This is a genomic window from Chromobacterium sp. CCUG 76385, assembly GCF_059916625.1.
Map to the genome: position 1 here is coordinate 88,668 of NZ_JAUCGU010000009.1, position 17,240 is coordinate 105,907.

At 62.5% G+C, this 17,240-nt stretch carries 19 protein-coding genes, 2 tRNA genes and 1 pseudogene; 16 read left to right on the forward strand and 6 right to left on the reverse strand.

What is annotated here, in order from left to right:
- Positions 1-72 precede the first annotated feature (72 nt).
- The 3 genes from lspA (at position 73) to QUG01_RS08500 (ending at position 2,069) form a co-directional block, all read left to right on the forward strand.
- Positions 73-555, forward strand: a complete 483-nt coding sequence (lspA, locus tag QUG01_RS08490; RefSeq protein ID WP_500829782.1) for a signal peptidase II — start codon at positions 73-75, stop codon at positions 553-555.
- Positions 556-647: 92 nt separating this feature from the next.
- A complete protein-coding gene (ispH, locus tag QUG01_RS08495) occupies positions 648-1,580 on the forward strand; it encodes a 4-hydroxy-3-methylbut-2-enyl diphosphate reductase (protein WP_500829748.1) in 933 nt (310 codons plus the stop codon).
- Positions 1,581-1,832: 252 nt separating this feature from the next.
- Positions 1,833-2,069, forward strand: a complete 237-nt coding sequence (locus tag QUG01_RS08500; protein WP_500829749.1) for a hypothetical protein — start codon at positions 1,833-1,835, stop codon at positions 2,067-2,069.
- Between the two features lie 25 nt (positions 2,070-2,094).
- Here QUG01_RS08500 and xseA read toward each other — a convergent pair whose 3' ends face one another.
- Positions 2,095-3,396, reverse strand: coding sequence for an exodeoxyribonuclease VII large subunit (xseA, locus tag QUG01_RS08505; RefSeq protein WP_500829783.1), 1,302 nt, complete (start codon positions 3,394-3,396; stop codon positions 2,095-2,097).
- A gap of 478 nt (positions 3,397-3,874) precedes the next feature.
- Between xseA and QUG01_RS08510 the strand changes: the two are divergent.
- Positions 3,875-4,382 (forward strand): annotated as a pseudogene (locus QUG01_RS08510) (O-acetyl-ADP-ribose deacetylase).
- Here QUG01_RS08510 and QUG01_RS08515 read toward each other — a convergent pair.
- Positions 4,375-5,247, reverse strand: coding sequence for an ion transporter (locus QUG01_RS08515; RefSeq protein ID WP_500829750.1), 873 nt, complete (start codon positions 5,245-5,247; stop codon positions 4,375-4,377). The pseudogene QUG01_RS08510 and the gene QUG01_RS08515 sit on opposite strands and share 8 nt — an antisense overlap.
- A 166-nt stretch (positions 5,248-5,413) precedes the next feature.
- Between QUG01_RS08515 and cysK the strand changes: the two genes are divergently transcribed.
- The 6 genes from cysK to QUG01_RS08545 all read left to right on the forward strand — a co-directional run bounded on the left by cysK (position 5,414) and on the right by QUG01_RS08545 (position 9,523).
- Entirely contained in the window at positions 5,414-6,346 is a 933-nt protein-coding gene (gene cysK, locus QUG01_RS08520; RefSeq protein ID WP_500829751.1) for a cysteine synthase A, read from the forward strand.
- 120 nt (positions 6,347-6,466) lie between these two features.
- Positions 6,467-6,931 carry a hypothetical protein gene (locus QUG01_RS08525; protein ID WP_500829752.1) on the forward strand — a complete coding sequence of 155 codons (465 nt, stop codon included), beginning with the start codon at positions 6,467-6,469 and terminating at the stop codon, positions 6,929-6,931.
- The gene (locus tag QUG01_RS08530; protein ID WP_500829753.1) at positions 6,932-7,339 is read left to right on the forward strand and encodes a YchJ family protein; all 408 of its coding nucleotides are present in this window, start codon (positions 6,932-6,934) and stop codon (positions 7,337-7,339) included.
- 95 nt (positions 7,340-7,434) lie between these two features.
- Complete coding sequence (locus QUG01_RS08535) at positions 7,435-8,466, forward strand: histone deacetylase family protein (RefSeq protein ID WP_500829754.1); 1,032 nt, start codon at positions 7,435-7,437, stop codon at positions 8,464-8,466.
- 359 nt (positions 8,467-8,825) lie between these two features.
- Positions 8,826-9,125 (forward strand): hypothetical protein, encoded by a 300-nt coding sequence (locus QUG01_RS08540; protein WP_500829755.1) that lies wholly within the window; start codon positions 8,826-8,828, stop codon positions 9,123-9,125.
- 119 nt (positions 9,126-9,244) lie between these two features.
- A complete protein-coding gene (locus QUG01_RS08545; protein ID WP_500829756.1) occupies positions 9,245-9,523 on the forward strand; it encodes a hypothetical protein in 279 nt (92 codons plus the stop codon).
- Positions 9,524-9,588: 65 nt separating this feature from the next.
- Here the strand turns inward: QUG01_RS08545 and QUG01_RS08550 are convergent, their stop codons facing one another.
- On the reverse strand, positions 9,589-10,065 hold the full coding sequence (locus QUG01_RS08550; protein ID WP_500829757.1) for a glutathione peroxidase: 477 nt from the start codon (positions 10,063-10,065) through the stop codon (positions 9,589-9,591).
- 278 nt (positions 10,066-10,343) lie between these two features.
- A complete protein-coding gene (dcd, locus tag QUG01_RS08555; RefSeq protein ID WP_043625225.1) occupies positions 10,344-10,916 on the reverse strand; it encodes a dCTP deaminase in 573 nt (190 codons plus the stop codon).
- Between the two features lie 212 nt (positions 10,917-11,128).
- Between dcd and QUG01_RS08560 the strand changes: the two genes are divergently transcribed.
- From QUG01_RS08560 to QUG01_RS08575, 4 genes are all read left to right on the forward strand, one after another.
- A complete protein-coding gene (locus QUG01_RS08560; RefSeq protein ID WP_043625227.1) occupies positions 11,129-11,359 on the forward strand; it encodes a FeoA family protein in 231 nt (76 codons plus the stop codon).
- Entirely contained in the window at positions 11,356-13,125 is a 1,770-nt protein-coding gene (feoB, locus tag QUG01_RS08565; protein WP_500829758.1) for a ferrous iron transport protein B, read from the forward strand. Before QUG01_RS08560 ends, feoB begins: the two co-directional genes overlap by 4 nt.
- A 47-nt stretch (positions 13,126-13,172) precedes the next feature.
- A complete protein-coding gene (gene bfr, locus QUG01_RS08570; protein WP_500829759.1) occupies positions 13,173-13,640 on the forward strand; it encodes a bacterioferritin in 468 nt (155 codons plus the stop codon).
- A 194-nt stretch (positions 13,641-13,834) separates the two neighbouring features.
- The gene (locus QUG01_RS08575) at positions 13,835-14,785 is read left to right on the forward strand and encodes a dihydroorotate oxidase (protein ID WP_500829760.1); all 951 of its coding nucleotides are present in this window, start codon (positions 13,835-13,837) and stop codon (positions 14,783-14,785) included.
- Here QUG01_RS08575 and QUG01_RS08580 read toward each other — a convergent pair.
- The gene (locus QUG01_RS08580; protein ID WP_500829761.1) at positions 14,782-15,561 is read right to left on the reverse strand and encodes a DODA-type extradiol aromatic ring-opening family dioxygenase; all 780 of its coding nucleotides are present in this window, start codon (positions 15,559-15,561) and stop codon (positions 14,782-14,784) included. The genes QUG01_RS08575 and QUG01_RS08580 overlap by 4 nt on opposite strands.
- A gap of 365 nt (positions 15,562-15,926) precedes the next feature.
- Positions 15,927-16,910, reverse strand: coding sequence for a recombination-associated protein RdgC (locus QUG01_RS08585; RefSeq protein WP_500829762.1), 984 nt, complete (start codon positions 16,908-16,910; stop codon positions 15,927-15,929).
- Between the two features lie 95 nt (positions 16,911-17,005).
- On the opposite strand from QUG01_RS08585, the gene QUG01_RS08590 reads away from it, so the two are divergent.
- Together QUG01_RS08590 and QUG01_RS08595 are read left to right on the forward strand one after the other, a co-directional pair.
- Positions 17,006-17,082, forward strand: a tRNA-Pro gene (locus QUG01_RS08590).
- An 80-nt stretch (positions 17,083-17,162) separates the two neighbouring features.
- A tRNA-Pro gene (locus QUG01_RS08595) sits at positions 17,163-17,239 on the forward strand.
- Position 17,240 lies beyond the last annotated feature (1 nt).

Below are 17,240 nucleotides of genomic sequence, written 5' to 3' on the forward strand. Positions count from 1 at the left end.
TCCGTCGGTAACGGGGCCGCGCGGGCGGCCCCGTCAGCAATGGGAAACCCATAAATGGATTCTGCAATGACTATGCCTGGCGCAAGCCGCTGGTCCAAGTGGTTCGTTCTGGCGGCGCTGGTTGTTGTGCTGGACCAGATCAGCAAGCTGTATTTCAACGGCAGCTTCCAGTACGGCGAAGTGCGCCAGGTGATAGCCGGCTTTTTCAGCTTCACTCTGATTTACAATCCCGGCGCGGCGTTCAGCTTTCTGCATGATGCGGGCGGCTGGCAGAAATATCTGTTCACCATCCTGGCTTTCGCGGTGTCGGGCTGGCTGGGCTGGAACATCGTCAAAGGCCGCTTCAGCGGCGTGATGAATCTGGCGGCCGCCTTCATCATCGGCGGCGCGCTGGGCAATGTGATAGACCGGCTGGCTTATGGCCACGTGATCGACTTCATCCTGGTTCATTACTACAACCAGTGGTACTACCCGGCGTTCAACCTGGCCGACTCCTTCATCTGCGTCGGCGCGGCGCTGATGGTGCTGGACAGTTTCAAAAAACCGTCGCGTTGAGCGGGCTGGTATTGGATTCAAAGCAATGGCCCGCGATGCGGGCCATTGGCGCATGTGCCGGGTAAGACCCTGGCTAGAATAAGGAAATACGGATGTCGAAGACCATCATGCTTGCCAACCCGCGCGGCTTTTGCGCCGGCGTGGACCGGGCCATCGCCATCGTCGAGCGCGCCATCGAACTGTATGGCGCGCCCATCTATGTGCGCCACGAAGTGGTGCACAACCGTTTTGTGGTGGATGATCTGCGCGCCAAGGGCGCCGTGTTCATCGAGGAGTTGAAGGACGTGCCGCCTGGCAGCACCTTGATTTACTCCGCCCACGGCGTGCCGCTGTCGGTGCGCGCCGAGGCTGAGGCCTTGGGCCTCACGGTGTACGACGCCACCTGTCCGCTGGTGACCAAGGTGCATATCGAGGTCAAGCGCATGCGGCAGGCGGGCATGGAGATCGTCATGATTGGCCACGCCGGTCATCCGGAAGTGGAGGGCACCATGGGCCAGACCGACTCCGGCATGTATCTGGTGGAGAACGAGGCCGATGTGGCCAAGCTGCAGGTGAGCAATCCTGAACAGCTGTCCTATGTCAGCCAGACGACGTTGTCGGTGGACGAGACGCGCGACATCATCGCCGCCTTGAAGGCACGCTTCCCGGCCATCCATAGCCCGAAGAAGGACGACATCTGCTATGCCACGCAGAATCGCCAGGACGCGGTGAAATTGCTGGCCGAGCAGTGCGACATGGTCGTCGTGGTAGGCTCGCCCAACAGCTCGAATTCCAACCGCCTGCGCGAAGTGGCCGCGCTCAAGGGCGTGGACGCTTACATGGTGGACAACGCCGATCTGCTGGAGCCGGAGTGGTTTGTCGGCAAGAGCCGCGTCGGCGTGACGGCAGGCGCCAGCGCGCCGGAGGTATTGGTGCAGGCGGTGATAGATCGCATCAAGACTTTCGACGTCAGCCAAGTGACGGAACTGCCTGGCGTGGAGGAGAACACGGTGTTTGCGTTGCCGCCTGCGCTGCGGCCGGCTTGATTTATCCGGTTGCGCTGCGAAAAGGCCGCCCGATTGGGGCGGCCTTTTTATTTGTTCCAACAGCGAATGGGTATGTTTTGTCAATGAGCGGGGAAGTGAATGCGTGCAAGCTCAAGGTTTTTTTCAGTCGAGAGGCGAAAAGAATGTATACGTTAATTTACAGATTGGCATTATCTGAATAGGATATTGGAATAAAACCTATATCGATGCGCCGACGCCAATAAATAACTTTTTTGCCGGATGAACATCTCTATGAAATCTTTTAAGGCTCTCTCGCTGTTGTTAGTCCTACTATTGTCTGCTTGTGCTGCAACGCCCTCCAGCATTAAGGAAAGCGAGGAGGATCAAAGCTGGAGCGCTCCAGATTATTCAGTAGGTAGTAATATTCCGCATCATGCCAATAGCCGGACGGAAACTTTGTCTGACCAAGCGCAGCAAGAGCTTGCCAATCAGATCTTGCATGGCAATCCTGCTAGGATTAACAAATAAGTTGGCTGTATTTTCATTCTGAGAGCTAGAACGGCAGCTCTGGCTGCACGCCTTGCGGATGTTCGATCCGCGCCTCGGTGCTGCCTTCGGCCAGCCGCAGCGTCACTGTTTCATGATCTTGCAGTTCGGCCGGGTTCTTGACCGCCTGGCCGTTGCGCTTTTGCACGATGGCGTAGCCGCGCGCCAGCACCGCTTCTGGATTGAACGCGGTCAGCGTGGCGGACAGTTGCGCCAGTTGCCGGCTGCGCCGTTCCAGCAGCCGGTCCCGCGCGCGTTGCAGCCTGGCTTGCTGTTGTTGCAGGCGTTGGCTTTGCGCGGCCAGGTCCGGCTGATGACGGGTCAGATGGCTGGCCGCCAGCTGCAAGCGCCAGCGGCCCTGATCGAATACGGCATGCACCCGTTGCCGCAGGCTTTGCGACAGCGCGCCCAGCTTGTCGCGTTGCGCCTGCAGCTTGGAGCCGGGGTGGGTCAGCCGGCGTCCCAGGAAGTCCAGCTGCTGCGTCTTGTCGGTCAACAAGCGGCCCAGCGCCCGTTCCAGCGCGCGCTTGGTCTGTTCCAGCTGAATGGCCAGATGCTCGCGGTTTGGCGATACCAGTTCCGCCGCCGCGGTCGGCGTCGGGGCGCGCCGGTCGGCCACGAAGTCGCAGATGGTGAAGTCGGTTTCATGGCCGACGCCGCTGACGGTCGGGATAGGGCAGGCGGCGACGGCGCGGGCGACGATTTCCTCATTGAACGACCACAGGTCTTCAATGCTGCCGCCGCCGCGGCAGATGATCAGCACATCGACTTCGCGCCGTTCGCCCGCCGTCTGGATGGCCTTGGCGATTTGCTGCGCCGATCCTTCCCCCTGCACCTGGGCCGGATACAGGATCAGCGGAATGCCGGGCATGCGGCGTCGCAGCGTGCTGACCACGTCGCGCAGCGCGGCGGCGGCGGGAGAGGTAACGATGCCGATGGCCGCCGGATGGGCCGGCAGCTCGCGCTTGCGGCTGCTGTCGAACAGGCCCTCGGCCTGCAGCCGCGCTTTCAGCCGTTCAAACGCTTCGTACAGGCGGCCCAGGCCGGCGGCGCGCATCTCGCCGACATTGATCTGGAATTCGCCGCGCGCCTCATACAGCGTCACCTGGCCGCGCAGTTCCACCTGCATGCCTTCCTGCGGGCGGAACGGCAGCAAGGCCAATTTGTGGCGGAACATCACGCAGCGCACCTGGGCGCCGCCATCTTTCAGCGAGAAATAGCCGTGGCCGGATGCGGCCAGCGTCAGGTTGGAGATTTCCCCGCCTATCCAGACTGGCGGGACGCCTGCTTCCAGCAGGTCGCGCGCCATCCGGTTAAGGGAGGAGACGCTGATCACATCCTGGTTGCGATCAAGAAAATTAGGTCTTGTCAAGTGATCCACAATCGCTCGCTGGAGTAAATATTCAATCCTAGCCACGGAATAAGCGTTGGCGTAGCGTTTGATATCTGACTGAATAATCAATCAAATCAATGGTTTGAGAAAATCTGTCCCCGGGTGGGTAAAAGCAATGCAAGCCAATGGCCACGGGCGTTTACCGCAGCTATGCACCGGCTTATCAACAAAGTTATCCACAACCAGCGGCAGAATTCCGCAAGGCCACGGCTAAGCTTGGCAGAGCGGACTTTATCGACGTGCGTCAGCTTGGCGCGATGGATAAAGGCTGAGTAAACACTTGCTATTTGAACCCGGATGGCGACTGTCGCAGCCGCAACAACAGGCCACGCAGCCGCAAGGCCATATGATAGCAATCGCGCTACCATCAGGTATATCAAACTGGAGGATGAAGATGGACGCACTGCTGCGCTGCACCCAGGCCGACATCACGCAGATGGAGGTGGACGCCATCGTCAACGCCGCCAACAACCGCTTGTTGGGCGGCGGCGGCGTCGATGGCGCGATACATCGCGCGGCCGGGCCGGCCTTGCTGGAGGCGTGCCGCGCGCTGGGCGGTTGCCCGACCGGGGAGGCGAGGCTCACGCCGGGCTTTAATCTGAGGGCGGCTTATGTGATCCATACCGTCGGGCCGGTATGGCAGGGCGGCGGCCATGGCGAGGCGGCCTTGCTGGCCGCCTGCTACCGCAACAGCCTGGAACTGGCGCGCTTGCATGAGGCGCGCAGCATCGCTTTCCCGGCTATCATCCGGCGTGTATGGCTATCCCTTGGACGCGGCGTGCGAATTGGCGGTCAGGGAGCTGCGGTCATGGTTGGCGGAACGGCCGAACGCCCTGCGCGAAGTCTGGCTGGTGGCCTTCGATCCGCGCGCGCTGGACGCCTACCAGCGCGCGCTCAGCTGACTTCGCCTTTGGCGGGGCGCGGCAATTGCCCCCCGCAATGCTTGCAGTACTGGGCGTCCCAGTCGTGGCCTTCGCTGAAGCAATGCGGGCACAGCCGGGTGGCCGAGCGATTGTCGCTGCTGACGGGGTCGGGCGCGCTGCGGGCGATTTCGGCGCTGACGATGCCGGTGGGCACCGCGATGATGCCATAGCCGGTGATCATCACCAGGCTGGCCAGCGCCTGGCCCAGCGGCGTTTTCGGCGTGATGTCGCCGAAACCGACGGTGGTCAGCGTGACGATGGCCCAGTAGATGCTGATCGGGATGCTGGTGAAGCCGTGCTCCGGGCCTTCTATCACGTACATCAGGGTGCCCAGCACGATCACCAGCAGGATGACCGTGACCAGAAACACGGTGATCTTGCGCCGGCTGGCCAGCAGGGCACGCCGCAATTGCGCGGCTTCGCCCAGGTGGCGGCTGAGCTTCAGGATGCGGAACATCCGCAGCAGCCGCAGGATGCGGATGTCGGCCAGGAAGCGGCTCTCCGGAATGAACAGCCCCAGATACAGCGGCAGGATGGACAGCAGATCGATTATCCCGAAGAAGCTTTTCACGTAGCGCAGCGGCTTGTGCACGCAGATCAGCCGCAAGGCGTACTCAATCGTGAACAGGATGGTGAAGGTCCAGTCCAGCACGGTCAGCAGCGTGCCGTATTGTTGCCGGATAGAGGAGACGCTTTCCAGCATCACGCAGGCGACGGACAGCAGGATGGCGATGATCAGCGCCATGTCGAAAATGCGTCCGGCGCGGGTATCGGCCTCGTAGATGATGATGTAGAGCTTGCGGCGCCAGCCGGATAGCGGAATCAGATTTTCCTGGGTGGGCATGGGAATCTTGCCTGTGTTGCATTGACTATAACAAAGCCGGTTAGAGAGTATGGCCGGCATTTGGTTTGCTGGATATAAGCAAAGAATATTAGGCTGCCTGTCTGGCATTGATTATGATGCTGGGGAATATCAGAATCGATATTTCTGGTTGATGAGGAATAAGACGATGCGCATTGCCAATACCATCACCGACCTGATCGGCAACACGCCGCTGGTCAAGCTCAACCGCGTTGCCGAGGGCGTCGGCGCCACCGTGGTAGCCAAGCTGGAATTCTTCAATCCGGCGCACAGTGTCAAGGACCGTATCGCCGTGGCGATGCTGGACGCGGCGGAGAAGGCCGGCAAGATCAAGCCGGATACCGTCATCGTTGAGCCGACCTCCGGCAATACCGGCATCGGCCTGGCCATGGTGTGCGCTGCGCGCGGCTACAAGCTGGTCATCACCATGCCGGAAACCATGAGCAAGGAACGCCGCCAGCTGCTGAAGGCCTACGGCGCGGAGCTGATCCTCACGCCGGGACCGGAAGGCATGGGAGGCGCCATCGCCAAGGCCAAGTCCCTGGTCGACGAATACCCCGACACCTATTTCATGCCGCAGCAGTTCGAGAACCCCGCCAATCCGGAGATTCACCGCAACACCACGGCGGAAGAGGTGTGGAACGATACGGATGGCAAGGTGGACATCTTTGTGGCCGGCGTAGGCACCGGCGGCACCATCACCGGGGTGGGCGAAGTGTTGAAGGCGCGCAAGCCTGGCGTGCAGATCGTGGCGGTGGAGCCGGACGCTTCGCCGGTGCTGTCCGGCGGTTCCAAGGGGCCGCACCCGATTCAGGGCATAGGCGCCGGCTTTGTGCCGGCCATCCTGAATACGCACATCTACGATGAGATCATCCGCGTCAAGAACGAAGACGCGCTGCAGACCGCGCGCGACGTGGCCACCAAGGAAGGCATCCTGGTGGGCATCTCTTCCGGCGCGGCGGTGTGGTCGGCGCTGCAACTGGCCAAACGCCCAGAAAACGCCGGCAAGCTGATCGTGGTGGTGATTCCGTCGTTCGGCGAGCGTTATCTGTCGACGGTGCTGTTCGAGCATCTGGGGTAAGCCGTTTCGCGGTATGCGCTGAAGCCCGGCTGCTGCCGGGCTTTTTTGTCGCAATCCGTCATCGATTGTGAAATCCGCGCCATTGACGGCGCAAGGGCCTGACGGGCTACAATGGCCGCCATGAAAAGACTGATCATCGGTTTGACGGTGCTGGGCGGCTTGACCGCCTGCGGCAGCCTGCAACAGATCGCGGCGCCGGTGCATCCTGGCGCCGCCGCGGCCTCGACGCCAACGGTCCGCCCCGCCTCCGGCAAGGTGGATCAACTGCTGGATGAGGCGAATCGGCTGGCCGATCGCGTCAAGTCTGGCGAGCTGACCCGCACCGCGGCGGCCGACCAGCTTGGCGCGGCGCGCTTGCGCATTGCCGGCGCCAATGCCGTCGACAACGACAATTTCGCCGTCTACCGCCAGCTGACGGTGGAGCGCGAAGCGGGACGCATCGATTCCGATGCCTTCCGCGCCAGGCTGGAGGCCCATCTGCGCGAATGGATGCGCCGCTGGCCCAAGTACACGCCGAAACCGGCCGATCCCGCTTTCAGCAATTTCCTGCTCAAGTTGTACGGCCTGCCGCCGCTGGGTTACTGAATGAAGTCGAAGAAACGCGCCCATGTCGCCTGCCCCTGCGGAGGCGGCGATCTGGCGGCCTGCTGCGGCCGCTACCATCAGCCCGACGCGCCGCCGGCGCCCACTGCGCAGGCGCTGATGCGTTCCCGCTACAGCGCCTACGCGCTGGGGCTGGAAGACTATCTGTTGGCCACCTGGCATGCGTCCACCCGGCCTGAGCGATTGAATCTGGCCGAAGACGCCGGCGTGGTGAAATGGATAGGGCTGGAAATCCAGCGTTGCGAGGCTGGATTGGACGGCGATGAGGCAGGGCTGGTCGAGTTTGTCGCCCGTTACAAAGTGGGCGGCAAGGCCGAGCGCCTGCACGAGGTCAGCCGCTTCGTCCGCGAGGACGGACGCTGGTATTACGTGGCCGGCCAAGTGTCCTGAACCGCGCTTGCTCTGGCGCAAATGTGCCGCGAACAAGGTTTGACCCCTGGCATGTCATGGCGGGAGCATAGAGTTTTCCATTGCCGGAAAAGTCCATGCTTACCATCTATTCCGATTCCCACCGTCTGCAGCACGGCCGCTCCGAGTTGATAGACGGCACGCTGAAGCCTTGTTTCGAAACCCCTTCCCGCGCCGACATGGTGCTGGCCGCGGTGCGGCAGCGCGATCTGGGCGACGTCGTGCATCCGCGCCGGCATGGCCTGGAGCCGATTCTGCGCGTGCACGACGAGGGCTATGTCCGTTTCCTGGAAACCGCCTGGCAGCGTTGGAGCGAGATGGGGCGCGATTACGACGCCTTGCCCAAGATGTGGCAGATCCGCCGTCTGCGCGAGGCCGTGCCGGAGCACGTGGAAGGGCAGCTCTGCTATTACTCGATGGACTGCGGCACGCCGATCACCGCCGGCACCTGGCAGGCGGCCACGGCTGCCGCGGATGTCGCGCTGACAGGGGCCGATAGGCTGATCGGCGGCGAGCGCGCGGCATTCGCGTTGACGCGGCCGCCTGGGCATCACGCCGCCCGCGATTATTGCGGCGGCTATTGCTTCTTCAATAACGCCGCCATCGCCGCTCAGGCGCTGCGCGATCACGGCATGCATAGGGTGGCCGTGCTGGATGTGGACTATCACCACGGCAACGGCACCCAGGATATTTTCTACCACCGCTCCGACGTGCTGTTTTTGTCCATCCATGGCGATCCGCGCACTGAATATCCATTCTTCCTGGGTTTTGCCGACGAAAAGGGCGACGGCGAAGGGCTGGGCTACAACTTCAATTTTCCGCTGGCTGCGGATTCCTGCGTCAGCACTTGGTTCTTCGCGCTGGACTGCGCGCTGGAGCAGATCGCCCGCTTCGGCGCCGAGGCGCTGGTGGTGTCGCTGGGCGTCGACACCTTCGAGGGCGACCCGATTTCGCGTTTCCAGCTGGGCACGCCGGACTTCGTCACGCTGGGCGCGCGTCTGGCGGGACTGAAGCTGCCGACGCTGTTCTGTCTGGAGGGCGGCTACGCGGTGGGGCCGATAGGCGACAATGTGGTGAATGTGCTGGCCGGTTTCGAGGCGCGCAGCTAGGGGCTGTTGACGTTTGGGGAGCGGTCGCGCCGGGATGCGTTTTGCGACGAATCGAGGCGTTTCGCGCGCCGCATAGTCATTCTCTGCCAGCGCGGAACAACGAAGAGTCGGCGCGAAAGGCGCCCGGCCCTGCGGGTTTGGCCGCTTTGGGCCGGAAGCCGCGTTGCCCAGCCCTTGCATAGAATGACTATGCGGCGGACTGTGCGCCTTGCTTCCGGCCCAAATCGGCTCAAACGCGATCCACTCACCAAACGTCAACAGCCCCTAGCCCGGTTTTTTACCGCCGCTTGGCCTATGTTCAAAGAGTCTTCGCCGCGGATGGGGATGCCGCGCGCGGGGTGGAACGCATTGGAGAGGCTATGGGGAAGAGCATTGACGGCTTGATCGATCGCTTAGGCACGCCGCGTCCGCCTTTGGGCGGCACAGCCGCGGTGTCCCAACGTCGCGTCAGCGCGGCGCTGTCTGGCGATCTTGCTTTGGAGTTGATGGCCTTGGCGGCGGTGTTTGAAAACAGCAGCGAAGCCTTGGCTGGGGAATTGTTGGGCGCCGCCATCGCGGATGCCTGGGAGGCGCTGGATGATAGCCAGATGCTGCGCGCCACCCAGGCTTGCCGCGACATCTTGAGCGGCGCGGGGGACGGAGGCCTGCGCAGGCATTAAGTCGAAGTTTGGTGGAACGGGGCGAGGGGACGACGCAGCCGTTTTGCACGGCGGAATGCCGCAGGGTCAATACGCTTTTGCATCTGGCAACGCAAAGGGAGGCAATGATGGGATTGGCCTTGAAAACCCTGCTGACCGCGCTGGAGAGCCAGCGCGTCGGCAATCTCGATTCAGGAGCGGAGCTGGATATGCCGACGGTGCGCGTGCTGGAGGTGCCTTTGGATCTGACGGCCTGCCGCGAGCTGCGCGTGTTGGCGCATGTGTTCAATGGCGAGCAGTCGGCTTTGGCGGCGGCGGTGCTGCGCGCCGCCTTGCTGGATATGCAGGCGCATCTGGACGATGAGCTGGATCAGCTGGCGCATTTGGCGCGCAACTCGCTGGATGATTGCCAGTCCTGATGGCGGCAGCGCAATAACAGGCCGGACAGCGATGTCCGGCCTTTTGTTTGGGCGCGGCGGAAGGCCTACAGCAGCATTTCTATGGCCTTGGCCAGTTCGGCCGGCTCGGTCTGCGGCGCATGGCGGGCGACCACGCGTCCTTCGCGGTTCACCAGAAACTTGGTGAAGTTCCACTTGATCATTTCCATGCCCAGCAGGCCCGGCTGCTGATGCTTCAGATAGCGCCACAGCGGATGGGCGTCGTTGCCGTTGACCTGGATCTTGTCGGCCATCACGAAGTCCACGCCGTAATTCTTCTGGCAAAAGTCGCCGATCTCGTCAGCCGTCCCCGGCTCCTGCGCGCCGAACTGATTGCAGGGGAAGCCTATCACCGTCAGCCCCCGGTCGGCGTAGTCGGCGTGCAGCTGCTGCAGCCCGGCATATTGCGAGGTGAAGCCGCAGCGGCTAGCGGTGTTGACCAGCAGCAGCACGCGGCCGCGGTAGTCGGTCAGCGATTGTTCGGCGCCGTTCAGGCGACGGAAGGAGAAGTCGTAGATGTCCATCAGGTCCCTTTGTTTGCGTGAGCAGGCAAGCATGCGTGCGGACTTAGGGCCTGGCAAGGGGCGGAGCATAAAAAGGGGGCGTAGCGGCAAGGGGGAACCGCGACGCCCCAAGAAGAAACAGCTTGCTGTGCAAAGGGTCGGCACAACCGGGATGTCAGCTAACCCTTTGTTTAGCCTAGAACAGTTGGCGGAAATTGCGAGAGGGTTTTTTTGCGGCCGCCGCAAATGCGACAGGATGGCCGGGGCCATCCTGTTTGGACAATCGTACGAAAGTATGGTCAGGGGCGGGGCAGGGTAACGCCCACCTGGCCCTGGTATTTGCCGGCGCGGTCCTTGTACGACACGTCGCAGATTTCATCGGATTCGAAGAACAGCACCTGTGCCACGCCCTCGTTGGCGTAGATCTTGGCCGGCAGCGGGGTGGTGTTGGAGAACTCCAGCGTGACGTAGCCTTCCCATTCCGGTTCGAACGGGGTGACGTTGACGATGATGCCGCAGCGGGCATAAGTCGATTTGCCCAGGCAGACGGTCAGCACATTGCGCGGGATGCGGAAGTATTCCACGGTGCGCGCCAGCGCGAAGCTGTTCGGCGGGATGATGCAGTAGCCCTTGCCGGAGACTTCCACGAAGGAGTTGGGGTCGAAGTTTTTCGGATCGACGATGGTGCTGTTGATGTTGGTGAACACCTTGAACTCGTCGGCGCAGCGGATATCGTAGCCGTAGCTGGACGTGCCGAAGGAGATCAGCTTCTGGCCGTCTTCGTCCATCTTCACCTGATTGGGCTGGAACGGCTCGATCATGCCTTGTTCCGCCGCCATCCGGCGAATCCACTTGTCCGATTTGATGCTCATAGTCGTTGGCCCATATGTCGTTTAACGCAATGGCTGCGATTTTAACCGTTTAGCGCGCCGCGCGGTATGGAATTGACCGCGGAGAGCGTGGGCTGGCGCGCTTGACCTTGATCAAGCCGGCCCGCGATTGCGGCAAATTGTCGCAAGAGACGAGGAGGTGATTCGATATACTAATGCAAATTATTCCCGTTATTATCAGGACAAGAACCATCATGTCGTCCCTGGACATCTTTCCCGCCGGCGCCCACGGCATCGTCGAGCGGCTGAATCTGGCTGAAGAAGCCTTCCGCCGCGTGGCGGCTTTCGGCCTGGTGCCGGGCTGCCGTTTCCACTTGCGCAAGGCCGCGCCCTGGGGCGGCCCCTTGCTGCTGGAAGTGGGCGCCACCCGCTTCCTGTTGCGCCGCAGCCTGGCGCGCCATATCGAAGTGAGGGCGGCGGCATGAAGCGGTTTGCCCTGATCGGCCTGCCCAATACCGGCAAGTCCACCTTATTCAACCGCTTGACAGGCATGTCGCAGCGCGTGGGCAACTGGCCCGGCCTGACCGTGGAGCTGATCAGTTCGCGTCTGCTCTTGGGCGGCAAGATGGTGGAGCTGATCGACCTGCCCGGCGTCAACGATCTGACCGGCTATACCGACGACGAGGCGGTGGTGCGCGACGTGCTGCTGTCCACGCCGTTTGACGGCGCGGTGCTGGTGCTGAACGCCAGCCAGCTGGACCGCCAGCTGCCGCTGGCCTTGCAAGTATTGGCCAGCGGACTGCCCTGCTTGGTGGTGTTGAATATGGCGGACGAGGCCAAGCTGCTGGGCGTGACGGTGGATGCCGACGCGTTGGCCGAGCGCCTGCAGGCGCCGGTGGCGCTGGTGTCGGCCAAGCGTATGGAAGGCTGGCCCAAACTCAACGCCGCCTTGAACCAGCTGGCCGCGCAGGATGGCCCCGCGGTGCGCGCGCAGCTGGATAAGGTGCCGGAGGCGCAGCGCGCCATCGACATGGCCCGCCGCAAGCTGGAAGGCTGCTGGCGCTTGCCGCCGGTGCTGCCGGTGCTGCTGACCGAGAAAGTGGACCGCTGGCTGCTGCACCCGTGGCTGGGCCTGCCCTTGTTCTTCGCCTTCATGGCCTTGCTGTTCAATCTGACCTACCAGATCGGCACCCCATTGCAGGATGCCGTGGGCGGCGCGCTGGACTGGGTCAAGGACCAGGCGCTGGCGCCGGCTGTCGCCTCGCTGCCGGCCATCCTGCAGAGCCTGGTGCTGGACGGAGTGTGGCAGGGCGTGGCGACGGTGCTGACTTTCGCGCCGATTCTGTTCGTCTTCTTCGTGCTGATGGCGATGGTGGAGGACAGCGGCTACCTGGCCCGCGCGGCCTTCCTCACCGACGCGATGATGGCTAGGCTGGGACTGGACGGCCGCGGCTTCGTGATGCAATTGATGGGCTTCGGCTGCAATGTGCCGGCCATCCTCGGCACGCGGGTGATGCGCGAGCGCAAGCAGCGGTTGCTGACCATGCTGGTGATCCCGTTTTCGCTGTGTTCGGCGCGCTTGCAGGTGGTGGTGTTCTTCGCCGGCATTTTGTTCAGCAAGACGCAGGCGCCATGGGTGGTGTCCGGCCTGTATCTGATGACTTTCGTCGCCGCCATCATCACCGCCTGGGTGTTCAAGCGCCGCTACCGCGGCGACGAGGCCTTCCTGCTGGAAGTGCCGCCGTACCGGCTGCCGGGCGCGCGCCACATGCTGACGCGCGCGGTGAGCGAGGTGAACGCCTTTCTGCGCCTGGCGTCCACCTTCATCCTGGCCGGCGTGGTCATGGTCTGGCTGCTGACCCACATCCCGGCCGGCCACGACAAGACTCTGGCCTACGCGCTGGGCGAGACGATGTCGCCGGTGCTGGACCCGATAGGCATCCGCGCGGAGCTGGCGGTGGCGCTGCTGTTCGGCTTCATCGCCAAGGAGATTCTGCTGGGCAGCCTGGCGGTGATTTACGGTGTGTCCGAGGCCGGCTTGGGCGGGGTGCTGGTGCAGCATCTGGACTGGGTGTCGGCGATGAGCTTCCTGATCTTCACGCTGGTGTATGTGCCTTGCCTGTCCACGGTGGCGGCGATGCACCGCGAGTCCAAGGATTGGCGTTTCACCGCGATGTCGGTCGCCTGGTCGGTGCTGTTGGCCTGGACGCTGTCCTTCGCTTTCTATCAGGGCGTGCATCTGATGCGCTGAGCGCCTAGAATGACGGCTTGAATCACCAAGAACAACAGGAAACGATCATGCAAGGCGATCCCCAAACCCTGGCGCTGCTCAACGACCTCTTGGCCGAGGAGCTGTCCGCCGCCGACCAGTATTTCATCCATGCCGAGATGTACAAGGACATGGGGCTGGACAAGCTGTTCGAGCGGATTGATCATGAGCGCGAGGATGAGTTGGAGCACGCCCGTACGCTGATTGCCCGCACCCTGTTCCTGCAGGGCAAGCCCAATGTGGCGCGCCGGGTACCGATCAAGGTGGGCGAGGACGTGCCGGCCATGCTGCAGGCGGACTTGGAGGTGGAGTACCGCGTCGGCGCGCTGCTGAAGCAAGTGATCGCCCACTGTGAGAGCGTGCGCGACTACGTGACGCGCGACGCGCTGATGGTGCTGCTGGAAGAAACCGAAAACGATCACGCGCACTGGTTGGAGCAGCAGTTGAAGCTGATCGAGCTGATGGGCGTGGAAAACTACCAGCAGGCGCAGATGTAAGCCGTTTTCTTGTGCGGAAGCGCGCCCAATGCCCGGCCATGAGCCGGGCATTGTCTTTGGCGGCGTCGTTTCTGCCAGGACGTGAACCGAGGCATCGGCAAGGATGCCATCCGCCGCAACCTTGACACCGCTCAGCGCGGCGCGAAGCTATTTCCTTGATACTGCGACGGTTTCAATCCAAACCGGAGCCCGCCATGCCTGACCATTCCTCCATCGACTTGTCCGTCACCTGGCTCGGCCAGACCATGCCTGGCTGCCTGTACAACGCCTCCGGCGTGTGGTGCCGCGAGGAAGACGAGTTGGAAGCGGTGCGCGCCTCCGCCGCCGCGGCGGTGATCAGCAAGAGCGCCACCTTGCGCGCGCGCGAGGGCAATCCCGAGCCGCGCTACCATCGCACGGCCTTGGGCAGCATCAACTCCATGGGGCTGCCGAATCGCGGATTCGCCTATTATCTGGACTACGCGCGCCGCTACGATTACGGCTGCGGCAAACCCTTGTTTCTTTCCCTGTCCGGCATGACGCTGGATGACAATCTGAGCATGCTGCGCACGCTGGCCGCAGCCGGCCTGCCGGCGACTCCGGAGATCAATCTGTCCTGCCCCAATGTGCCGGGCAAGCCGCAACTCGGTTACGACTTCGTCGCGACGACGGAGGCGCTGAACGCCTTCGACCAGGCCTGGCCCGGCCGCTATGGCGTCAAGCTGCCGCCTTACTTCGATCCGGCGCACTTCGCCGCGATGGCGGAGATTCTCAATCGCCATCCGCGCCTGGCCTTCGTCACCTGCATCAATTCAATCGGCAACGGCCTGGTGGTGGATGTGGACAGCGAAGCTGTGACGATCAAGCCCAAAGACGGCCTGGGCGGCCTGGGCGGCGATTATGTGCTGCCGACGGCGCTGGCCAATGTGCGCGAGTTCTACCGCCTGTTGCCGGGCAAAGACATTGTCGGTTGCGGCGGGGTGAAGAGCGGCCGCGAGGCCTTCATGCATATCCTGGCCGGCGCGCGCGCGGTGCAGGTTGGCACCTGCCTCTATCACGAGGGACCGGCGGCCTTCGCCCGCATCGCCGCCGAGCTGGCCGAGCTGATGCGGAGCAAGGGCTATCGCCGCTTGGACGATTTCCGCGGCAAGCTGCGGACGCTCTAGTCAAAACGCCAGCACGCCATAGACAGCGAGCCGGCCCGCCAGTCGTCATGCAGCTTGCTGGGCGCGGCATCGTCGCTGGCGGCGCCAAGCGCCACCAAGAGCGGCTGGAAGTGCTCGTCGCTGGGGTGGTTCTCGCGCGCATGGGGCGCGATCTGGCGCCAGTTCACGAGATCGTCGCGACGGTTTTCCGTCAACGCTTGATCCATCCAGTTGGAGAATTCAGCGGCCCACGGCGCCGGCGCGCTGCCTTCCGGCTGCAGTTCCCACAGATTATGGGTGTAGCTGCCGCTGCCCAGCACCAGCACGTTCTCGTCGCGCAGCGGACGCAAGGCCCGGCCCAGGGCGTAGTGTTCGGCCGCGCCGGCCTGGTGATGCAGCGAGATCATCACCAGGGGAATGTCCGCCTGCGGGAACATCAGTATCAGCGGCGTCCAGACGCCATGGTCCAGCGGGCGTTGTTGGGTGGCGGCAACCGGCAGGCCGGATGCGGAGAGCAGGCCGACAATGCGTTCGGCCAGTTCAAGGTCGGTAGCCGCGGGGTAGCGCAGCGTGCGCAAAACCGCAGGAAAGCCGCCGAAGTCGTACAGCATGTCGGGACGCGCTTGCAGATTGACGGTCAGCGCATGCGTTTCCCAATGGGCGGAAACGATGACGATGGCGCGCGGGCGAGGCCAGCCGCGCCCCAGCGTTTCCAGAAAGTGGCGCGTGGGGCTGTCTTCTATGGGTAGCGTCGGCGCGCCGTGGGAGATGAACAGCGCGGGTTGTCGGGTATGCATGATGTGCTGCCTGCAATAAGGTATGGCGACAGCTTACGCCGCAGCGGCGGGGAAAAAAATCCCGGTTTGCTCACTGAATTGTTTCTTGCTGTTCAATAGTCTTGGCAGGATGAGCGCCACTTAGGTCATGCGCCATCATTGCAGCCAGGCAAAGCCGGCCCACATCTCTTGCAGAATCTTGCGCCAGTCTTGTTTCATCGTTCTCTCCCGGATACTGGATGCTTGCAGTATCCGCAATCCTCATAGTCTTGTTAAATTAATTGTTTATAGCGAATAGTTAGGGTTTGGCTATGGCCCAGCGGCCAGCGTGCCGTGCGGGCGTAAAAAACCCGGCTAGGCCGGGTGGGGTTTGCTTGAGTAGGATCTCAATCCCAGGGCACGTCGACGGCATCGCCCTTGCTTGGCGCCGGCGAGCTGGCCTGGGGCGCAGAGGCGAGCGGCTGCGCCTGGCTGTCTTCCAGTCCGCCCAGCGCTTCCACCAGCGCTTCCACCAGTTCGCCCAGTTCCTCGCTCATCAGAATGAAGGTGGCCTGGAACAGGCTTTCGCGGTCATCCCCGGCCTGGCTGGCTTCGTCTTGCAGCACGTCCAGGAACTGGATGCGCTTCAGTTGCAGCGTATCGGTCAGTTGGAAGCGTATTTTCTCGTTCCAGATCAGGCCCAGCTTGGTGGCCTGTTTGCCGGTGGCGATATGCTGGCGGATCTCATCGCTGGTCAGATCAATGCGGCTGCAGCGCACCACCGCGCCGTTTTCGCTGCTGTCTTTCAGCTCGCAGTCGGCGTCCAGCTCGAAGCCGCCGGGCGCTTCGCCTGCGGCCAACCAGTCGGTCATGGCGGTATGCGGCGCGATCTTGGTGCGCGGCAACGCGGCCGGGAAGGGCGGCAGCGCCTCGCGGAGTTTGGAGATCAGCGCCTCGGCCTTGCTGGACGACCCGGAGTCCACCATCAGCCAGCCGCGGGCGATATCCAGATAGGCGCTGGTGCGGCTGCTGCGCACGAAGGCGCGCGGGAGCAGGTCGTCCGTCACTTGTTCCTTCAAGGCCAGCTTTTCCTTGCGGCCGACCTTGCGCAACTCCTTGTCTTCGATCTCCTGCACCTTCATTTCGACGAAGTCGCGGATCACCGAAGCCGGCAACACCTTGTCCTCGCGCCGCATCGAAACCATCAGGCTGCCGCGTGCCGCATATACTGGTGCTTCTAGATGGGAAGCCGGCTCAACCCATCCTTCGCTGAACCAATCCAGGCCCATGCAGGGTTGAAACGGACGTTTTTCCAATGCCTGCAACAGCTTATCGGCGTCCACCAGGCTTTCGCCGCTCAAACGATAAAAAGATAGTTGCCTAAACCACATATTTGTTCCATAATGCGCGTCCTCTGAAGCCGCTGATTGTACCGCAGCAAGCGATGCAGCAGCAGATTTTCAGACAAGCAGTTTTGACCGGTCGTCGGAGTGTAGCTTAGCCTGGTAGAGCGCTACGTTCGGGACGTAGAGGCCGGAGGTTCGAATCCTCTCACTCCGACCAGTTAAACAAAAAACGCTTGTCAGGAAACAGTAAACGAGGTAAAGTAGCTTCCCTCGGCGTTGGCTGAGAAAGCAGTAAATCGGAGTGTAGCTTAGCCTGGTAGAGCGCTACGTTCGGGACGTAGAGGCCGGAGGTTCGAATCCTCTCACTCCGACCAG

Bases quoted from the DNA above. Each gene is read 5' to 3' on its own strand.
- ispH (WP_500829748.1), top strand. From the start codon at position 648: ATGTCGAAGACCATCATGCTTGCCAACCCGCGCGGCTTTTGCGCCGGC.
- QUG01_RS08550 (WP_500829757.1), bottom strand. From the start codon at position 10,065: ATGGACATCTACGACTTCTCCTTCCGTCGCCTGAACGGCGCCGAACAA.
- QUG01_RS08560 (WP_043625227.1), top strand. From the start codon at position 11,129: ATGTCGTCCCTGGACATCTTTCCCGCCGGCGCCCACGGCATCGTCGAG.
- QUG01_RS08535 (WP_500829754.1), top strand. From the start codon at position 7,435: ATGCTTACCATCTATTCCGATTCCCACCGTCTGCAGCACGGCCGCTCC.
- cysK (WP_500829751.1), top strand. From the start codon at position 5,414: ATGCGCATTGCCAATACCATCACCGACCTGATCGGCAACACGCCGCTG.
- bfr (WP_500829759.1), top strand. From the start codon at position 13,173: ATGCAAGGCGATCCCCAAACCCTGGCGCTGCTCAACGACCTCTTGGCC.
- lspA (WP_500829782.1), top strand. From the start codon at position 73: ATGCCTGGCGCAAGCCGCTGGTCCAAGTGGTTCGTTCTGGCGGCGCTG.
- dcd (WP_043625225.1), bottom strand. From the start codon at position 10,916: ATGAGCATCAAATCGGACAAGTGGATTCGCCGGATGGCGGCGGAACAA.
- xseA (WP_500829783.1), bottom strand. From the start codon at position 3,396: ATGGCGCGCGACCTGCTGGAAGCAGGCGTCCCGCCAGTCTGGATAGGC.
- QUG01_RS08515 (WP_500829750.1), bottom strand. From the start codon at position 5,247: ATGCCCACCCAGGAAAATCTGATTCCGCTATCCGGCTGGCGCCGCAAG.
- QUG01_RS08580 (WP_500829761.1), bottom strand. From the start codon at position 15,561: ATGCATACCCGACAACCCGCGCTGTTCATCTCCCACGGCGCGCCGACG.
- feoB (WP_500829758.1), top strand. From the start codon at position 11,356: ATGAAGCGGTTTGCCCTGATCGGCCTGCCCAATACCGGCAAGTCCACC.
- QUG01_RS08530 (WP_500829753.1), top strand. From the start codon at position 6,932: ATGAAGTCGAAGAAACGCGCCCATGTCGCCTGCCCCTGCGGAGGCGGC.
- QUG01_RS08540 (WP_500829755.1), top strand. From the start codon at position 8,826: ATGGGGAAGAGCATTGACGGCTTGATCGATCGCTTAGGCACGCCGCGT.
- QUG01_RS08525 (WP_500829752.1), top strand. From the start codon at position 6,467: ATGAAAAGACTGATCATCGGTTTGACGGTGCTGGGCGGCTTGACCGCC.
- QUG01_RS08585 (WP_500829762.1), bottom strand. From the start codon at position 16,910: ATGTGGTTTAGGCAACTATCTTTTTATCGTTTGAGCGGCGAAAGCCTG.
- QUG01_RS08575 (WP_500829760.1), top strand. From the start codon at position 13,835: ATGCCTGACCATTCCTCCATCGACTTGTCCGTCACCTGGCTCGGCCAG.
- QUG01_RS08500 (WP_500829749.1), top strand. From the start codon at position 1,833: ATGAAATCTTTTAAGGCTCTCTCGCTGTTGTTAGTCCTACTATTGTCT.